This is a genomic window from Erwinia sp. S43, from assembly GCF_016624745.1.
Lineage (GTDB): Bacteria > Pseudomonadota > Gammaproteobacteria > Enterobacterales > Enterobacteriaceae > Erwinia > Erwinia coffeiphila.
Map to the genome: position 1 here is coordinate 157,769 of NZ_JACVTX010000001.1, position 13,913 is coordinate 171,681.

Here is a 13,913-nt window from a genome sequence, read left to right on the forward strand (position 1 = left end):
CTGGTTAATTGGGCGGAATGCCGATAGTTGAGCATTGGCGCTGCGTTGTTTGCAAAGCCGCGAGTTAGCGCTGGCTGGCAGTGCCCCCGTTCGGGCGGTCCTCGCGCCGCTTCGCGGTTCCCTCACTTCGTACGTCAGCCTGTCGGACCGTCACAGACGGGCCGTCCTGGCCCGACCGTGACTTTCGGCCGCGTCCATGCGGCCGAATCCTGGCTTCCTTTCTGCGTTCAGCGCTGCGGATTGCCCGCTCGGGGGCACGGCCAGCCTGCTCTCAGAGTTTGGTGTTGCCTGAAAACCAAAAAGCAAAAAGCGATGAAATTGTCGGAAAGGGACAGCCTCTGCTGCTGCGTAAGGGCATCCGCAGCGCCGAGGTGGAGCCGTTGAGCCAGGAGACGACAGCAGGGACGCTGGCGTCAGGCCGGGTTTGAACAGGGATGTTCAATCCTGGCCGATCCGTCGGCGCAATGGCGTAACCGAGGGCACCGTGCCACGCACGGCGCGAGGACCGCCCCTGGAGCAGCAGCAGAGGCTGTACCCCTGCCTCCATTTCACACCCACTTCTTACTTTAAAAAGCAAAAAACGATGGAATTATCGAAGTGGGACCGCCCTGGAACAGCAGTAGAGGCTGAACCCTATCCACCAGACATAAAAAAAACCGCCATCACAAAGATAGCGGTTCTGGATCTCTACCGAATCACCGACTAAGTCAGTTCTGCGGAACAACCTGCGGCTGAACTTCAGGTGCAACCTGTTGCTGCTCTTCCGGCTGCGCCTGCGGTGCAATCTCATCTCCGCCGCCCAGCATATAGCGCGACAGGAACTGCTCCAGCGGCATCTTCTCACCGTTCATCGTTACCTGGCCGGTAGCGTACTGCAGCGTGGTGAGAATATTATTATCCTTCTGGGTAGTCAGCTTAAACATCTGGCCCATCGCAGCCAGACCCTTAACCTGCTGATCGGCAAGCTTGGCGGCCTGATCCTTATCATACCCCTCGGTCATCGCCACGTGAATCATCATCTCCGTCGCCATATCCATTGAAATCTGCAACTTGCCGTCGAACGACTTCAGCACGTTATCCACCTGCTGGCCCACGGTCTGGGCTGGTGCCGTAGCTGCAGCCGGATCTTTAAACTGTACGGCAAGATTGAAGCTGCTCTCGCCTTTGTCATTGCTCCAGCTCAGTGGGGCAATACTCACCGACGGGTTACCTTTCAGCAGCAGCGGAAGATTCGCCGCCAGCAGCTCGCTGACGCGCTGCTGATAAAGCTCAGGATTGTTCTGGACGGTCGGATCGCCGGTCAGCGCCATCACCTGGTTGTTGTACTGAGTGGAGAACTGTTTCATCGCCTTGCCGTCGAAGTCGGCGAGTTTGATCAGCAGTTTACCGTGGCCGAAGTCCTGGCCCTGAAGCTTCAGGCTGTCCAGCGTGTAGTCGATCTGGCCGGAAACGTGATTATCCTTCGAATCAAAAGTCGACTTGCCGTTAAGATTCTCCAGCGTCAGCGCTTCTTTATCACTCACCGTCGCGCTGAGTTTTTTCAGCGTCAGATCCTGATCGCCGATGCGCAGTCCTTCCGGGCTGAGGCGGCTGTTCGCATCAAGCTTGAGGCCGTTAATGGTAAACAGTACCGGCATTTCCAGCTCATTTTTACTGGCAATGGAAACGCTGTCGATATTGCCGTCAAACTTGACCGCATCACCTTTGTCATCCGCTGAAATCGACAGCGTACCGCCGTTGAAGGCAAAACGCTCACCGGTCTGAGCATTGCTGTAATCAGCCGGCAGCAGACGCACATCGGAATCGGTGCTGCCGCTGTAGCCAACGCGGGTTTCAACCTGAACGATGGACTGTCCCTTAGCAATTTCAAACAGTTTCTTCACTGGATCGGTGTTTTCCAGCTCGCTGTGAACGGAGGCCATGCTGGGTATGAGATTGAATTTTTTCAGCTGGGCAAGCGGGAAGGGACCGTGATCAATGGTCTCCTTCATGACGATGCTCTGGCCGGGTTTCAGAATTGAGTTGTCTTCGGTTTGTGAACTGGACTGAAGGATCAGACGCACGGTGCTGCTGAACAGGCCGCGCTGATAATCCTGATAGCTAAGCTGCAGGCGGCTTTCCGGTGCCGTATCGCGAATCTGCGCGTTCGCTTGCTGTACCAGCTGATCCATGTTTTTTTCCAGCTGCTTACCGGTAAGCCAGGCACCCCCGGTCCAGATAACGCCAAGGGCAACTACTACGCCGACGGCAATCTTGGTTTTTTTCATCTGTAAGTCGTCCTTTTTTGATTCACGAACGCCGGTTAACCTCTTCAAACCCTGCAGGCAACATAATGGCGAATAAAAAACGCCTTACGGCGTTTTTGTGGAATAACTTCAATAATATTAGCAATTATGGCTGGATACGTCAGCCGCAATTAGCCAGATCGTTAAATGCCCGCGCAACGCGACCGCTTCCACTCAGGGTAATTGGCGATTCACTGGCGGCAATAAACGCTGACTCGCCCGGCTTCAGCGTCAACTGCTGTTTGCCGTTGTCCAGTACCGCTTCGCCTTCGATGCAGAAAATAATGGCCGCGCTCTGCTGCTCAACGCTCAGCGGTTCTGCGCTAAGGGTGTGGATGGCGAAAGCAAAATCTTCAACCGGAATAGGGAAGTTCTGCGTATTTCCCTGCTGAACCGGCACCGTCAGCAGCGTATCGGCAGGTTTTTCGACAAACTTCAGGTTGGCCAGCAGCTCGGGAATATCGATGTATTTCGGCGTTAAACCGGCACGAAGAACGTTATCGGAGTTAGCCATAATCTCCAGCGCTACGCCGTTGAGATAGGCGTGCGGCGTTTCAGCGAACAGGAACATCGCCTGGCCCGGCTGCAGTTCAATCACGTTCAACAGCAGCGGGGAAAACAATCCACTATCGTCGGGATACACTTCCGCGATGCTGCTGATGGTTTGCCACGGTTCGCCCGCGTTGGCGTTTAATTGCTCACGCAGAATATCCAGCGCCCGCGCCTTAACTTCACCTTCCATCGACAGCAGGCTGGCAAACAGGTCGGACAGATTAGCGGCGTCCGGTGCGTGGATAAATTTCTCAATTGCCGGGTGCGCAGCAGCGACCGGAAGCAGCAGGGCGGCAATTTCCTTCAGCGGACGGAAGCCGTTGATCGCCTGGAACGGGGTCAGCGCATAAACCAGTTCGGGCTTGTGGTTGTCATCTTTATAGTTGCGGTTTGCAGCATCGATCAGGATACCCGCCGCGTTTTCGCGGGCAAAGCCTTCAATTGCGGCGGATTTGCTTGGATGAACCTGAATGGACAGCGGCTGGTCGGCGCACAGCACCTTAAACAGGAAAGGCAGCTCATTAAAACGCCTGGTAACGGCTTCACCCAGCAGCCCGGTTTTATCCTCGGCGATGACATCGCGCAGCGAACGCGGGGCATTATCAACGATAATCTGTGAAGAACTCTTTGGATGGGCACCCATCCACAGCTCCGCCATCGGCTGCTGCGATGGGTTTTCGATACCGTACAGCTCCGTCAGCGCCGTTTTACTTCCCCAGGCATAATTTTGCAGCGAATTGATTAATTTTTGCATGATGTTTCCCTGTTAAACCCTGTTCAGGTAGCTAATTGCCGATAGTAATACCCAAAGAATACCCTGGAAGACAATCCGAAAAATCCTCTTTAAAACAATCGGAGTGCAATAAACGCGAATGAGTCGCATAATGTTAAATAGTTGTATGTAAATATATGGCCCGCAGTTACTGGCTACCGGTTTCCAAAAACGGGCCATTTAAAATCATATGTTTGTGCTAAAGGAGAGAGAGGAATGGCAGCCCACCGCATTGAAAAAGACTCAATGGGACCTATCGAAGTACCGGCTGATAAACTTTGGGGCGCGCAGACCCAACGTTCGCTGGAACACTTTCGCATTTCAACGGAAAAAATGCCTGTCGAGCTGGTCTATGCTCTGGCGCTCACTAAGCGCGCCGCAGCAAAGGTAAACAGCGATCTCGGCCTGCTGCCGGGTGAACGTGCTGGCGCTATCATCAGCGCTGCTGATGAAGTGCTGGCCGACAAGCACGCGGCTGAATTCCCCCTCGCCATTTGGCAGACCGGTTCCGGTACGCAAACCAACATGAACATGAACGAAGTGCTCGCCAACCGTGCCAGTGAAATTCTTGGCGGTGAGCGCGGCATGTCGCGTCTGGTGCACCCGAACGATGATGTCAATAAGAGCCAAAGCTCTAACGACGTCTTCCCGACGGCGATGCACGTGGCGGCGGTTGTTGCGGTGCAGGAACATCTGCTGCCGCAGCTGAAAGTGCTGCAAAAGACGCTGAATGATAAGGCTGAAGCCTATAAAGACATCGTCAAAATTGGTCGTACGCATTTGCAGGACGCCACGCCGCTGACGCTGGGCCAGGAAATTTCAGGCTGGGTTGCCATGCTGGCACACAGCCTGAAGCATATCGAACAGAGTATCCCTCATGTGGCCGAGCTGGCGCTGGGCGGCACTGCCGTGGGCACCGGCCTGAATACCCACCCGGAATACGCGGTTCGCGTGGCGAAAGAACTGGCTGATTTGACTAAACAGCCGTTTGTGACTGCGCCAAACAAATTTGAATCGCTGGCAACCTGCGATGCGCTGGTACACGCGCACGGCGCGCTGAAGGGCCTGGCGGCTTCCCTGATGAAGATTGCTAACGACGTGCGCTGGCTCTCTTCCGGCCCGCGCTGTGGTATCGGCGAGATCGCTATTCCTGAAAACGAGCCGGGCAGTTCAATCATGCCGGGTAAAGTGAACCCGACCCAGTGTGAAGCGCTGACTATGCTGTGTTGCCAGGTGATGGGCAACGATGTGGCGCTGAATATCGGCGGCGCGTCCGGTAACTTCGAGCTGAACGTTTACCGCCCAATGGTGATCCATAACTTCCTGCAGTCAGTGCGCCTGCTGGCTGACGGCATGGACAGCTTCAATCACCACTGCGCGGTCGGTATCGAGCCGAACCGTGACCGCATTACCCAACTGCTGAATGAGTCGCTGATGCTGGTTACCGCATTAAATACCCATATTGGCTACGATAAAGCGGCTGAAATCGCCAAGAAAGCGCATAAAGAAGGGCTGACGCTGAAAGGCTCTGCGCTGAAACTGGGCTATCTGACCGAGGAAGAGTTCGATGCCTGGGTGCGTCCGGAAGAGATGGTTGGTAGCATGAAAGTCTGATCCTTCCCGTACTACCTGAAGACTAAGCCAGGCTGATGCCTGGCTTTTTTTGTGCTTCTATCTGCTTATGGGTATCAGGCAAGCCGATCGGTATACAGATGCAGCCGTGGGATCAGCATAAACAGCGGCTGCGCCAGCGGTTTGTGGCGATGATTCACGTTATCCGCGTCGTAGTTAAGCAATTCACCCAGCACCGGCACACTGGCCGTATCCTTACACAGCACGATTAAAGGCGAAGGGCAGGCCAGCTGGGTCTGCTTCTGGCTGCTGCTGTTCCAGACTCTGGCGATAGGCTGCACCTTGACCGGTCGTTTTATCTTCAGGCGCGCGCTATCGGGCAGGGATTTGATCGATTCGATCTCCTGTGCCACTTTTTCAGCCCACTGTTCGCGGCTCCACGGTGCCTGCGCCCGGCCGGCATTGAGGCTTTTTTGCAGTTTCTCCAGTATTTCGTCGCGGCCGACGTTTTTAATAATATGCTTGTTGGCCCAGCCGAATCGCACCGAATCAGGATTATCCAGCAGCACCAGCGAGCGATAGGCGTTGAGGGTAATCAATCCGCGCTGGTGGGTGTGAACGAATTCGAATCGCTCTTCGCTCGGCAGCCCGGACTCGACGGTAATGATCTGCTCCAGCTGTTTTTTTAGCGTATTTATTCGTTCAACCTGCTGCTGGAGAAGGGCAGACTGCTCTTTGTCGACCTGCAGGCAGATAGCGCCGGGCAGGCGAACGGCCGATTTGGTACTGATTTTTTCCGACTGGTGCTGCATAAATAGCCGTGAAAAATGCGCCAGAGCAAGTTGTAGTGCGGACTGGCCCACGCGTTGCTCAACGCTAATCTGCGTAAGCGGGTCACTCTCTTTGCCTTTCTCAACAGCAGGCAATTCAAATACCCTGGCTGCCAGCAGCCGCAGGGAGAGGATCTGTTGTTGCAGGATGTCGAGTTCAGACTCCAGCTCAGCGACGCAGTGGTGCAACCGATCTACAGCATGATAAAGGCTCATTCCATCCCCCATTAGTTACAACATACTAATGATAATAATGATTACTGGTGCTCAATTCAACATCAGTGTGCGTTTTATTCAAGCAGGAAGGAGCAAGGTAAATAACGTTTCGCGCTGATTAGTTAAGCGGCCTGTTCGCGCGGTGTCCGGGGCAAAAAAAACGGGCCATGCTGATTGCGTAGGCCCGAGAGGGTGAATAAATCAAAGTTTTTTATTGTGCAGTCGGCTACCTACCAGTATCGACAGCAGCAGCATTGCAGAAATAAATACGGTAATCCCGCTCCAGCCAAAACTATGCCAGAACACGCCGCCTAACGTGCCCGCGACGCTGGAACCAAGGTAGTAGCTGAACAGATAAAGCGATGAGGCCTGGCCCTTGGCACGGCGTGCACGCATGCCAATCCATCCGCTGGCAACGGAGTGTGCCGCAAAGAATCCGGCGGTAAACAACATCATGCCAGGCAAGATCAGCCAGACGCTGCTGAATAATGTGATCAGCAGGCCGCTCAGCATCACCAGCGTTGAAACTAACAGGACCGGTGACCGGCCATACTTCGCTGTCATCGCACCGGCTTTGGGTGAACTCCAGGAACCGGTGAGATACACAACGGATAGCAGACCAACAACCGCCTGGCTAAGTGAATAGGGGGGGGCCAACAGACGATAGCCAATGTAGTTAAACAGCGTGACGAAAGACCCCATCAGCAGAAAACCTTCGGCGAATAACAGCGGCAAACCGCTGTCGCGCCAGTGAAGGCGGAAGTTAATGGCCAGACTGCGTGGTTTGAGCGACGCCGGGCGAAAATGGCGTGAGTCGGGCAGAATTTTCCAGAACATAACGGCGGAAGCCAGCGCAAAACAGCCGATGACGGCAACCGCCACGCGCCAGCTGCTGTAATCAGTGATCACACCGCTTAACAGACGGCCGCTCATGCCGCCGATGGAATTACCGCTGATATACAGGCCCATCGAAAAAGCGACAACCGCCGGGTTCATCTCTTCGCTCAAATAGGTCATCCCTACCGCTGCAACACCGCTTAATGACAGGCCGGTGAGCGCGCGCATCAGCAGAATTCCGTGCCAGCTGGCCATGGTGGACGAAAGCAGAGAGAAGATGGCCGCCAGCATCAGCGACGTGACCATCACTGATTTACGACCCAGCGCATCAGAGAGCGGGCCGGTAAACAACATGCCCAGCGCGAGGAAACCGGTAGAAATGGAGAGCGAAATACTGCTACTGGCAGGGGAAACGCCGAATTCATGCGACAGCACCGGCAGTATCGGCTGTACACAGTAGAGCAGGGCGAAGGTGGCCAGCCCGGCGGAAAACAGGGCCAGCGTGACACGCATAAACTGCGGCGACCCGCGATTAATATACGCACTGGCATTGGAATAATCAGACGGGATGCGGTTAACGGGCTCTTCAAGCGTAACGGCGTGGGTTGAGCGATTCACTTCAGGTTCCTTAGCGGGGATGGCTTAGTCTCTCCATGGAAAAGATAAGAAAAACCTATTATGATGTCTAATATATTAATAATCTCAAATGATATATTTAACATATGAATATCGAGCTTCGTCATCTGCGTTACTTCATTGCCGTTGCTGAAGAACTGCACTTTGGCCGTGCGGCGCAGCGGCTGAATATCTCCCAGCCGCCGCTCAGCCAGCAGATTCAGATCCTGGAGCAGGAAATTGGCGCACGTCTGTTTGCTAGAACCAACCGCAGCGTGCGCCTGACGGCAGCCGGCCAGCAGTTTTTGCTGGATGCCCGCTTAATACTGCAAAACGTTGCTCAGGCCGCTGATAAAGCGGCGCGCTTGCATCGTGGTGATGAGGGTGAGCTGCGTATTGGTTTTACCTCTTCGGCCCCGTTTATCAGCGTGGTGTCCGATGCGTTGTTCACTTTTCGTCAGCGTTTTCCCGCCGTTCACCTGCAAATGCAGGAGATCAACACGCGTCAGCAGCTGGCACCGCTGATCGATGGTCGGCTCGATCTGGGGGTGATGCGCAATACCCCCTTACCGGAAACGCTGGATCATCAGCTGATCCTGGAGGAACCGATGTATGCGCTGGTTCATCGCGACCATCTGCTGGCCGGTAGACAGACCATCAGCGTTCGCGAACTGGCGAATGAGCCATTTGTTTTTTTCGATCCCCAGGTCGGAACGGCCCTCTATACGGAAATTTTAACCCTGCTACATCACTACCAGATTGAGCCGAATATTGCCCAGGAAGTGGGGGAAGCGATGACCATTATCGGGCTGGTTTCCACCGGGCTTGGTGTGTCCATTTTGCCTGCATCTTTCCGCCGCGTTCGGCTGGCGGATGTCGTTTGGATTCCCTTGCAGGAAGTGGATGCTCTGTCACAGGTCTGGCTGGTTTGGTCACGCCTGCGGGAGCGACCGGCCGTCATGTCAGCGATGATGTCGCTGCTGCTTCCCGCGCATTAAATCGTGGAAAACATGAGCGCTATTCTGCTGTTTATGTGCTGCGAATCACATATCGAATCAAATATTTGACCTTGTGTGCGAAGTGTTTCACCATGAGCAGTATGCTTTATTTTGAAGCGTGAAAATAAGCGGGAGCTGGGGTGTGATTGCGGACAATCAGCCTGGTCATATCGACCAGATTAAACAGACCAATGCCGGTGCGGTCTATCGGCTTATCGACCGGTTTGGCCCTATTTCGCGTATCGAACTGTCCAAAAAAGCGCAGTTGGCTCCAGCCAGTATTACCAAGATTGTTCGTGAAATGCTGGAAGCGCACCTGGTTAAAGAAACTGAATTCCAGGAACCCGGTAGCCGGGGGCGTCCCGCCGTTGGCCTGGTGCTGGACACGGAAGCCTGGCATTTTCTCGCCGTTCGTATTGGCAACGGTGAGATAACCATCGCGCTGCGAGATCTAAGCAGCAAAATGGTGGTTGAACAGCAGTTCGCGCTGCCTCCCGCCGATCCCGAGCCGCTTCTTCAGCGCATTATTCAGCTGATCGATCAATTCTTTGTGATCCACCAGAGCCGTCTGGAGCGGCTGACGGCTATTGCTATTACCTTACCAGGCAGAGTTAACGGCCAGGCGGGCATCGTGCATCGCATGCCGTTTTATCAGGTCGATGACATGCCGCTGGGGCCGGAACTGGAGCGTCGAACCGGACTGCCGGTCTACATCCAGCACGATATCTGCGCCTGGACCATGGCTGAGTCACTGTTTGGGGCCTCGCGCGATGCCAGCGATGTTTTGCAAGTGGTGATCGATCATAACGTTGGTGCCGGGGTGATCACCGGCGGCAGACTGCTGCACGGCGGTGGCGCAACGCTCGTTGAGATAGGGCATACCCAGGTCGACCCCTGGGGCAAACTTTGCTACTGCGGCAATCACGGCTGTCTGGAAACCGTGGCCAGTACGGAAAGCATGCTCGAACTGGCCGCGCAGCGTATGCAGGCATCAATGAGCTCTTCGCTGCACAATCAGCCGCTTTCGATTGAAAACCTGTGCGATGCCGCACTGAGCGGCGATCAGCTGGCCTGCGACATTATCACCGGTGTCGGTGGCAGTATTGGGCGTATTCTGGCCATTATGGTCAACCTGTTCCATCCGCAAAAAGTGTTGATAGGTTCGCCGCTCAATCGCGCACACCCGATTTTATTCCCGGCGATTAATGCCTGTATTCAGCAACAGTCGTTACCTGACTATGGCGCAACGCTATCCGTGGAGCCGACCGAGTTCCAGAACCAGGGAACGATGCCCGGTGCGGCACTGGTGAAGGATGCGCTCTACAATGGCTCGCTGCTGATCAAATTACTGCAGGGATAACGAATCCACTAAATATTGCGCCAACGCAATCTTCACCACCAGGTGCTGCCCTACAATTTTCGCTCCATTACTTCCCAAAAGTTTATCTGTGGGCCAGACATGGCCTGCTGGAGCCGTTTATGTATAAACGTTTATTTGTTACCGGAACCGATACTGAAGTCGGTAAAACGGTAGTGTCACGAGGGTTGCTTCAAACGCTGGCGGTGGGCGATAAGCATGCCGTTGGCTACAAGCCGGTAGCCAAAAGTAGTCAGCAAACCGAAGAGGGGCCGAGAAATAAAGATGCCCTGGTATTACAGGCCTCTTCTTCACTTCAGCTGCCTTATCAGGCAATTAACCCGGTAACTCTGCTTGATGATGAAATCAGCACCAGCCTGCAGTCGTTTAGCTATGCCACATTAAGTAGCGGGCTGCATGCGCTGGATGAGCAGGCCGACCATATTGTCATTGAGGGAACCGGCGGCTGGCGCAGTCTGATGAGCGACAGACGTCCGCTCTCGGATTGGGTGGTGCAGGAACAGATGCCCGTCGTTCTGGTGGTTGGCATCAAACTGGGCTGTATCAGCCACGCTTTACTGACCGCACAGGCGATACTGAACGACGGGCTACCTTTGCTGGGCTGGGTGGCTAACCGAATTAATCCAGGCCTTGCGCACTACGCAGAAATTATCAACGTCTTACAGGATAAGATCCCCGCACCGCTGTTGGGTGAGCTTCCTTATTTACCACGTGCAGAAACCCGCGATCTGTCGCGCTATTTCGATCTCTCTCCCCTGAACTTATAAGCCAGATAACGTGGGCGAACCGCTTAAAGAGTTCGCCCCGGCTATACTCTTCTTTGAATCCATGCCGCAAAAAGCCATTGTTTTCGTTTACTATCCTGGCGGGATGTTGTTTTAATTATCGTGATTTCGCGCGCTGAGCTAATCAAAACTCTGGAATTTATGTGACGTTGTCACCAGCTAAAACGCACAATACGAAAACTCCACGACAGGATTTGGTACACACTTAGCAGGGAAGCAACGAAAAGGAATCCCATGTCAGAAAATACAATTAACGCCGTAACCCGGCGCCACTGGGTGCTGATTGCCTGCATGCTGTCGATGTTTATGGCTGCCATTGAGGTCACCATTGTCGCCACGGCGATGCCCACGATCATCACTGAACTGGGTGGTTTTTCGCAGTTTGGCTGGGTTTTCTCTATTTATCTGCTGACCCAGGCGGTCACCGTACCTATCTATGGCCGCCTTGCCGATATGTGGGGCCGCAAGCGCGTGTTTTTTATCGGTGCCGGGCTGTTCCTGCTGGGCTCGATACTCTGCGGGTTTGCCAGCAGCATGGGCTGGCTGATCCTGTTCCGCGCCTTCCAGGGGCTGGGGGCCGGGGCTATTATGCCGCTGACCTCAACGATTATCGCCGACGTTTATCCGCCAAAAGAGCGTGCAGGCGTGCAGGGCTGGCTTTCCAGCGTGTGGGGCGTAGCGGCGATTGTCGGGCCACTGACCGGTGCCTGGCTGGTGCAGCACTTTAACTGGGCGCTGGTTTTCTGGGTTAACGTGCCAATTGGTATCATTTCGATGCTGCTGCTGGTGCGTTTTTTCCCGGAAAGCCGGGAAAAAACCGATCGGCGTATCAATTTCACCGGCAGCTGTTGGTTGATGCTGACCGTTACCGCGCTATTAACCGCACTGTTACAGGCCGAGTCGCTTGGCTACTGGACACTGGTATTAAGCGCCGTTGCGCTGCTGGCCGGATGGGGACTGTTGCGCCACGAACGTTACTCGGGCGAGCCTCTGTTTCCCCTGGCTATCTGGCGCACCAGAACGCTGCTGGCGGGTAACGTAGGCAACCTGCTGATCGGTGCGGCGATGATGGGGATCAGTGCATTCCTTCCCACCTGGATTCAGGGCGTTAACGGCGGTACACCGCTGCAGGCAGGGAGTGCGCTGGCGATGATGTCGATTGGCTGGCCGCTGGCCAGTACGCTAAGCGGCAGGCTGATGCAGCACACCTCTTACCGATTTACCGCTCAGCTGGGTTCGCTGTTGCTGATAGCGGGTACGGCGATGCTACTGATTTTGCATCGCGAAAGCCCGGTATGGTATGCCGGATTATCCGCCTTCGTCATCGGTACGGGAATGGGGGTGACCAGTACCACCTTCCTGATTGCGGTGCAGAACACGGCGCAGTTTGAGATCCGCGGGATTTGTACCGCTTCGGTGATGTTCAGCCGCATGTTAGGCTCTGCGCTGGGCACGGCGCTAATGGGGGCGGTGCTGAACTACAACCTGATGCTGCGCCTGCCGCAATATAGCGATCCGGTGCAGCAGGTGATGTCACCCGCCGGGCGCGAGCAGCTCAAACCTGCGAACCTTGATCTGATGCTGACGGAAATCGCCCACTCGCTGCACTGGGTGTTTGTGGTGTCACTGATTATTGCGTTTGGCAGCCTGCTGATGTCGCGGCTGGTGCCGGTACAAAAGCCACATTAGGAAGGGACCGCTGACCAGGCTAATGCCTCAGGTCAGCGGTAAAGGGATTACTGTGCAGGTGCGTCCTGGGAAGTTCCCGCACTGGCAGGAACATTGTTATCGCTGTCGTTACCGTTGCGCTTATAGACGATTTTTTGCGTATCGCTCTCGCAGTGCCCAACAACCTGACCACCAGCCTGCTCGGCCTGATCGTTAGGGACGATATCCAGCGAGAAACCGGATTCTGGCACGCCGTTATTGATGATCTTCTGACTTATATCAGCCTTGACGCTTTCGCAAGATGCCTGAACGGCCAGCGGGCTGGCAACGAGCAGGGCGGTTAATATCCACTTAGAACCTTTCATCATTTCATCCTTTTGCGTGAGAACAGCGGTAATTATAAGCCAAAAATTGCCCATCAACGTGAAACACCGTCAGCCCCATAGCGATGCACTTTTAATGATGGGGCGTTTCTTACCACATTCAGTTGGCGAACAGAAAAATGACCAGGCTTACGGTGCAACCGGGCGTCCGGTACGACGATCCAGGCAGCGCAGCGTATTAGGTTCCCAGTAGGCGTTCACATTCAGGCTTTTTTCGCAGCCGTCGCGGGTGTCGAAGGCGCGATCGACTTTATCGAACTCTTTCTCAACGCGGTTGTTCACTTTGCCACGCAGGCGATGAGTATCATCCCACTGTTCTTTCTCCTGGCGAGCCTGTTCTTTACTCAACGAGTTATCGCCGTTTTCAATCACCAGACGGTCAGTGCGCGCCATTGCGCTGTGCTGCACGGAAAACAGTGCCGCCAGTAGAACCAGTGGTAGGGTGGTGCGGGTCAGACGTTGTTGTAGTGATTTCATCAAAGGTTTCCTTTCTTTACAGACGCGAAGCGAAGAGAACTGCTGCGCAGATATTGCCAATAAGTATATCATCAGCGCCGAAGTGCTCACCAGCGACCCGGTGTGTTCATTGAGGATTCGGAGAGATTTACACGTATGTTGACCACCACGTTACTGTTTTTTGCCACCGCGCTGGCTGAAATCATTGGCTGTTTCTTACCCTGGCTTTGGTTAAAAAAAGGCGGCTCCCCGTGGCTGCTGCTGCCCGCTGCGCTAAGTTTGATGATTTTCGTCTGGCTGTTAACTCTGCATCCGGAGGCGAGCGGGCGCGTCTATGCTGCCTACGGTGGCGTGTATGTTGTGACCGCGCTGGTCTGGCTGCGGGTGGTGGACGGTGTAAAGCTCAGTACATGGGACTGGGTTGGGGCCGCGGTGGCGTTCTGCGGAATGCTGATTATCGTGGCGGGATGGGGAAAAACCATTTAGCTGCATCTGAGAACGTTTAAATGCTTGAGGAATTGCGGATCTGCCCCCGCCGTAAGCGGGAGCAGGAGACGCGCAGCAAA

The 13,913-nt window shown here is 54.6% G+C and carries 13 protein-coding genes; 7 read left to right on the forward strand and 6 right to left on the reverse strand.

Going from position 1 to position 13,913, the window contains the following annotated elements:
• The first annotated feature begins 284 nt into the window (after nucleotides 1-284).
• A complete protein-coding gene (locus tag IBT47_RS00765; protein ID WP_200558697.1) occupies nucleotides 285-428 on the forward strand; it encodes a hypothetical protein in 144 nt (47 codons plus the stop codon).
• Between the two features lie 279 nt (nucleotides 429-707).
• Here the strand turns inward: IBT47_RS00765 and IBT47_RS00770 are convergent, their stop codons facing one another.
• Both IBT47_RS00770 and manA read right to left on the reverse strand, forming a co-directional pair.
• Entirely contained in the window at nucleotides 708-2,267 is a 1,560-nt protein-coding gene (locus tag IBT47_RS00770; protein ID WP_200558699.1) for a YdgA family protein, read from the reverse strand.
• A gap of 139 nt (nucleotides 2,268-2,406) precedes the next feature.
• Complete coding sequence (gene manA, locus IBT47_RS00775) at nucleotides 2,407-3,591, reverse strand: mannose-6-phosphate isomerase (RefSeq protein WP_200558701.1); 1,185 nt, start codon at nucleotides 3,589-3,591, stop codon at nucleotides 2,407-2,409.
• A gap of 234 nt (nucleotides 3,592-3,825) precedes the next feature.
• On the opposite strand from manA, the gene fumC reads away from it, so the two are divergent.
• A complete protein-coding gene (gene fumC / locus IBT47_RS00780) occupies nucleotides 3,826-5,223 on the forward strand; it encodes a class II fumarate hydratase (RefSeq protein WP_200558703.1) in 1,398 nt (465 codons plus the stop codon).
• Between the two features lie 74 nt (nucleotides 5,224-5,297).
• On the opposite strand, the gene tus is transcribed toward fumC, so the two are convergent.
• Nucleotides 5,298-6,227 carry a DNA replication terminus site-binding protein gene (gene tus, locus IBT47_RS00785; protein WP_200558705.1) on the reverse strand — a complete coding sequence of 310 codons (930 nt, stop codon included), beginning with the start codon at nucleotides 6,225-6,227 and terminating at the stop codon, nucleotides 5,298-5,300.
• Nucleotides 6,228-6,428: 201 nt separating this feature from the next.
• On the reverse strand, nucleotides 6,429-7,682 hold the full coding sequence (locus tag IBT47_RS00790) for an MFS transporter (RefSeq protein ID WP_200558707.1): 1,254 nt from the start codon (nucleotides 7,680-7,682) through the stop codon (nucleotides 6,429-6,431).
• Between the two features lie 104 nt (nucleotides 7,683-7,786).
• On the opposite strand from IBT47_RS00790, the gene IBT47_RS00795 reads away from it, so the two are divergent.
• From IBT47_RS00795 to IBT47_RS00810, 4 genes are all read left to right on the forward strand, one after another.
• Nucleotides 7,787-8,677 (forward strand): LysR family transcriptional regulator, encoded by an 891-nt coding sequence (locus IBT47_RS00795; RefSeq protein ID WP_105595502.1) that lies wholly within the window; start codon nucleotides 7,787-7,789, stop codon nucleotides 8,675-8,677.
• Nucleotides 8,678-8,819: 142 nt separating this feature from the next.
• Entirely contained in the window at nucleotides 8,820-10,037 is a 1,218-nt protein-coding gene (locus IBT47_RS00800) for an ROK family protein (RefSeq protein WP_200558708.1), read from the forward strand.
• A gap of 119 nt (nucleotides 10,038-10,156) precedes the next feature.
• Nucleotides 10,157-10,822, forward strand: coding sequence for a dethiobiotin synthase (gene bioD, locus IBT47_RS00805; RefSeq protein WP_105595500.1), 666 nt, complete (start codon nucleotides 10,157-10,159; stop codon nucleotides 10,820-10,822).
• Between the two features lie 252 nt (nucleotides 10,823-11,074).
• Entirely contained in the window at nucleotides 11,075-12,529 is a 1,455-nt protein-coding gene (locus IBT47_RS00810; RefSeq protein ID WP_200558709.1) for an MDR family MFS transporter, read from the forward strand.
• A gap of 47 nt (nucleotides 12,530-12,576) precedes the next feature.
• Here IBT47_RS00810 and IBT47_RS00815 read toward each other — a convergent pair whose 3' ends face one another.
• Nucleotides 12,577-12,876: a DUF1161 domain-containing protein gene (locus IBT47_RS00815; protein WP_370569394.1), complete on the reverse strand. Its 300-nt coding sequence runs from the start codon at nucleotides 12,874-12,876 to the stop codon at nucleotides 12,577-12,579.
• 144 nt (nucleotides 12,877-13,020) lie between these two features.
• Nucleotides 13,021-13,368 carry a DUF1283 family protein gene (locus IBT47_RS00820; protein ID WP_105595497.1) on the reverse strand — a complete coding sequence of 116 codons (348 nt, stop codon included), beginning with the start codon at nucleotides 13,366-13,368 and terminating at the stop codon, nucleotides 13,021-13,023.
• A gap of 135 nt (nucleotides 13,369-13,503) precedes the next feature.
• Between IBT47_RS00820 and IBT47_RS00825 the strand changes: the two genes are divergently transcribed.
• On the forward strand, nucleotides 13,504-13,833 hold the full coding sequence (locus IBT47_RS00825) for a YnfA family protein (RefSeq protein WP_105595496.1): 330 nt from the start codon (nucleotides 13,504-13,506) through the stop codon (nucleotides 13,831-13,833).
• The last annotated feature ends 80 nt before the right edge of the window (nucleotides 13,834-13,913 follow it).

Excerpts from the sequence above, each read along its gene's own strand:
- IBT47_RS00815 (WP_370569394.1), bottom strand. The coding sequence starts at position 12,876 with ATGATGAAAGGTTCTAAGTGGATATTAACCGCCCTGCTCGTTGCCAGC.
- IBT47_RS00810 (WP_200558709.1), top strand. The coding sequence starts at position 11,075 with ATGTCAGAAAATACAATTAACGCCGTAACCCGGCGCCACTGGGTGCTG.
- IBT47_RS00825 (WP_105595496.1), top strand. The coding sequence starts at position 13,504 with ATGTTGACCACCACGTTACTGTTTTTTGCCACCGCGCTGGCTGAAATC.
- bioD (WP_105595500.1), top strand. The coding sequence starts at position 10,157 with ATGTATAAACGTTTATTTGTTACCGGAACCGATACTGAAGTCGGTAAA.
- fumC (WP_200558703.1), top strand. The coding sequence starts at position 3,826 with ATGGCAGCCCACCGCATTGAAAAAGACTCAATGGGACCTATCGAAGTA.
- manA (WP_200558701.1), bottom strand. The coding sequence starts at position 3,591 with ATGCAAAAATTAATCAATTCGCTGCAAAATTATGCCTGGGGAAGTAAA.
- IBT47_RS00770 (WP_200558699.1), bottom strand. The coding sequence starts at position 2,267 with ATGAAAAAAACCAAGATTGCCGTCGGCGTAGTAGTTGCCCTTGGCGTT.
- IBT47_RS00795 (WP_105595502.1), top strand. The coding sequence starts at position 7,787 with ATGAATATCGAGCTTCGTCATCTGCGTTACTTCATTGCCGTTGCTGAA.
- IBT47_RS00820 (WP_105595497.1), bottom strand. The coding sequence starts at position 13,368 with ATGAAATCACTACAACAACGTCTGACCCGCACCACCCTACCACTGGTT.
- tus (WP_200558705.1), bottom strand. The coding sequence starts at position 6,227 with ATGAGCCTTTATCATGCTGTAGATCGGTTGCACCACTGCGTCGCTGAG.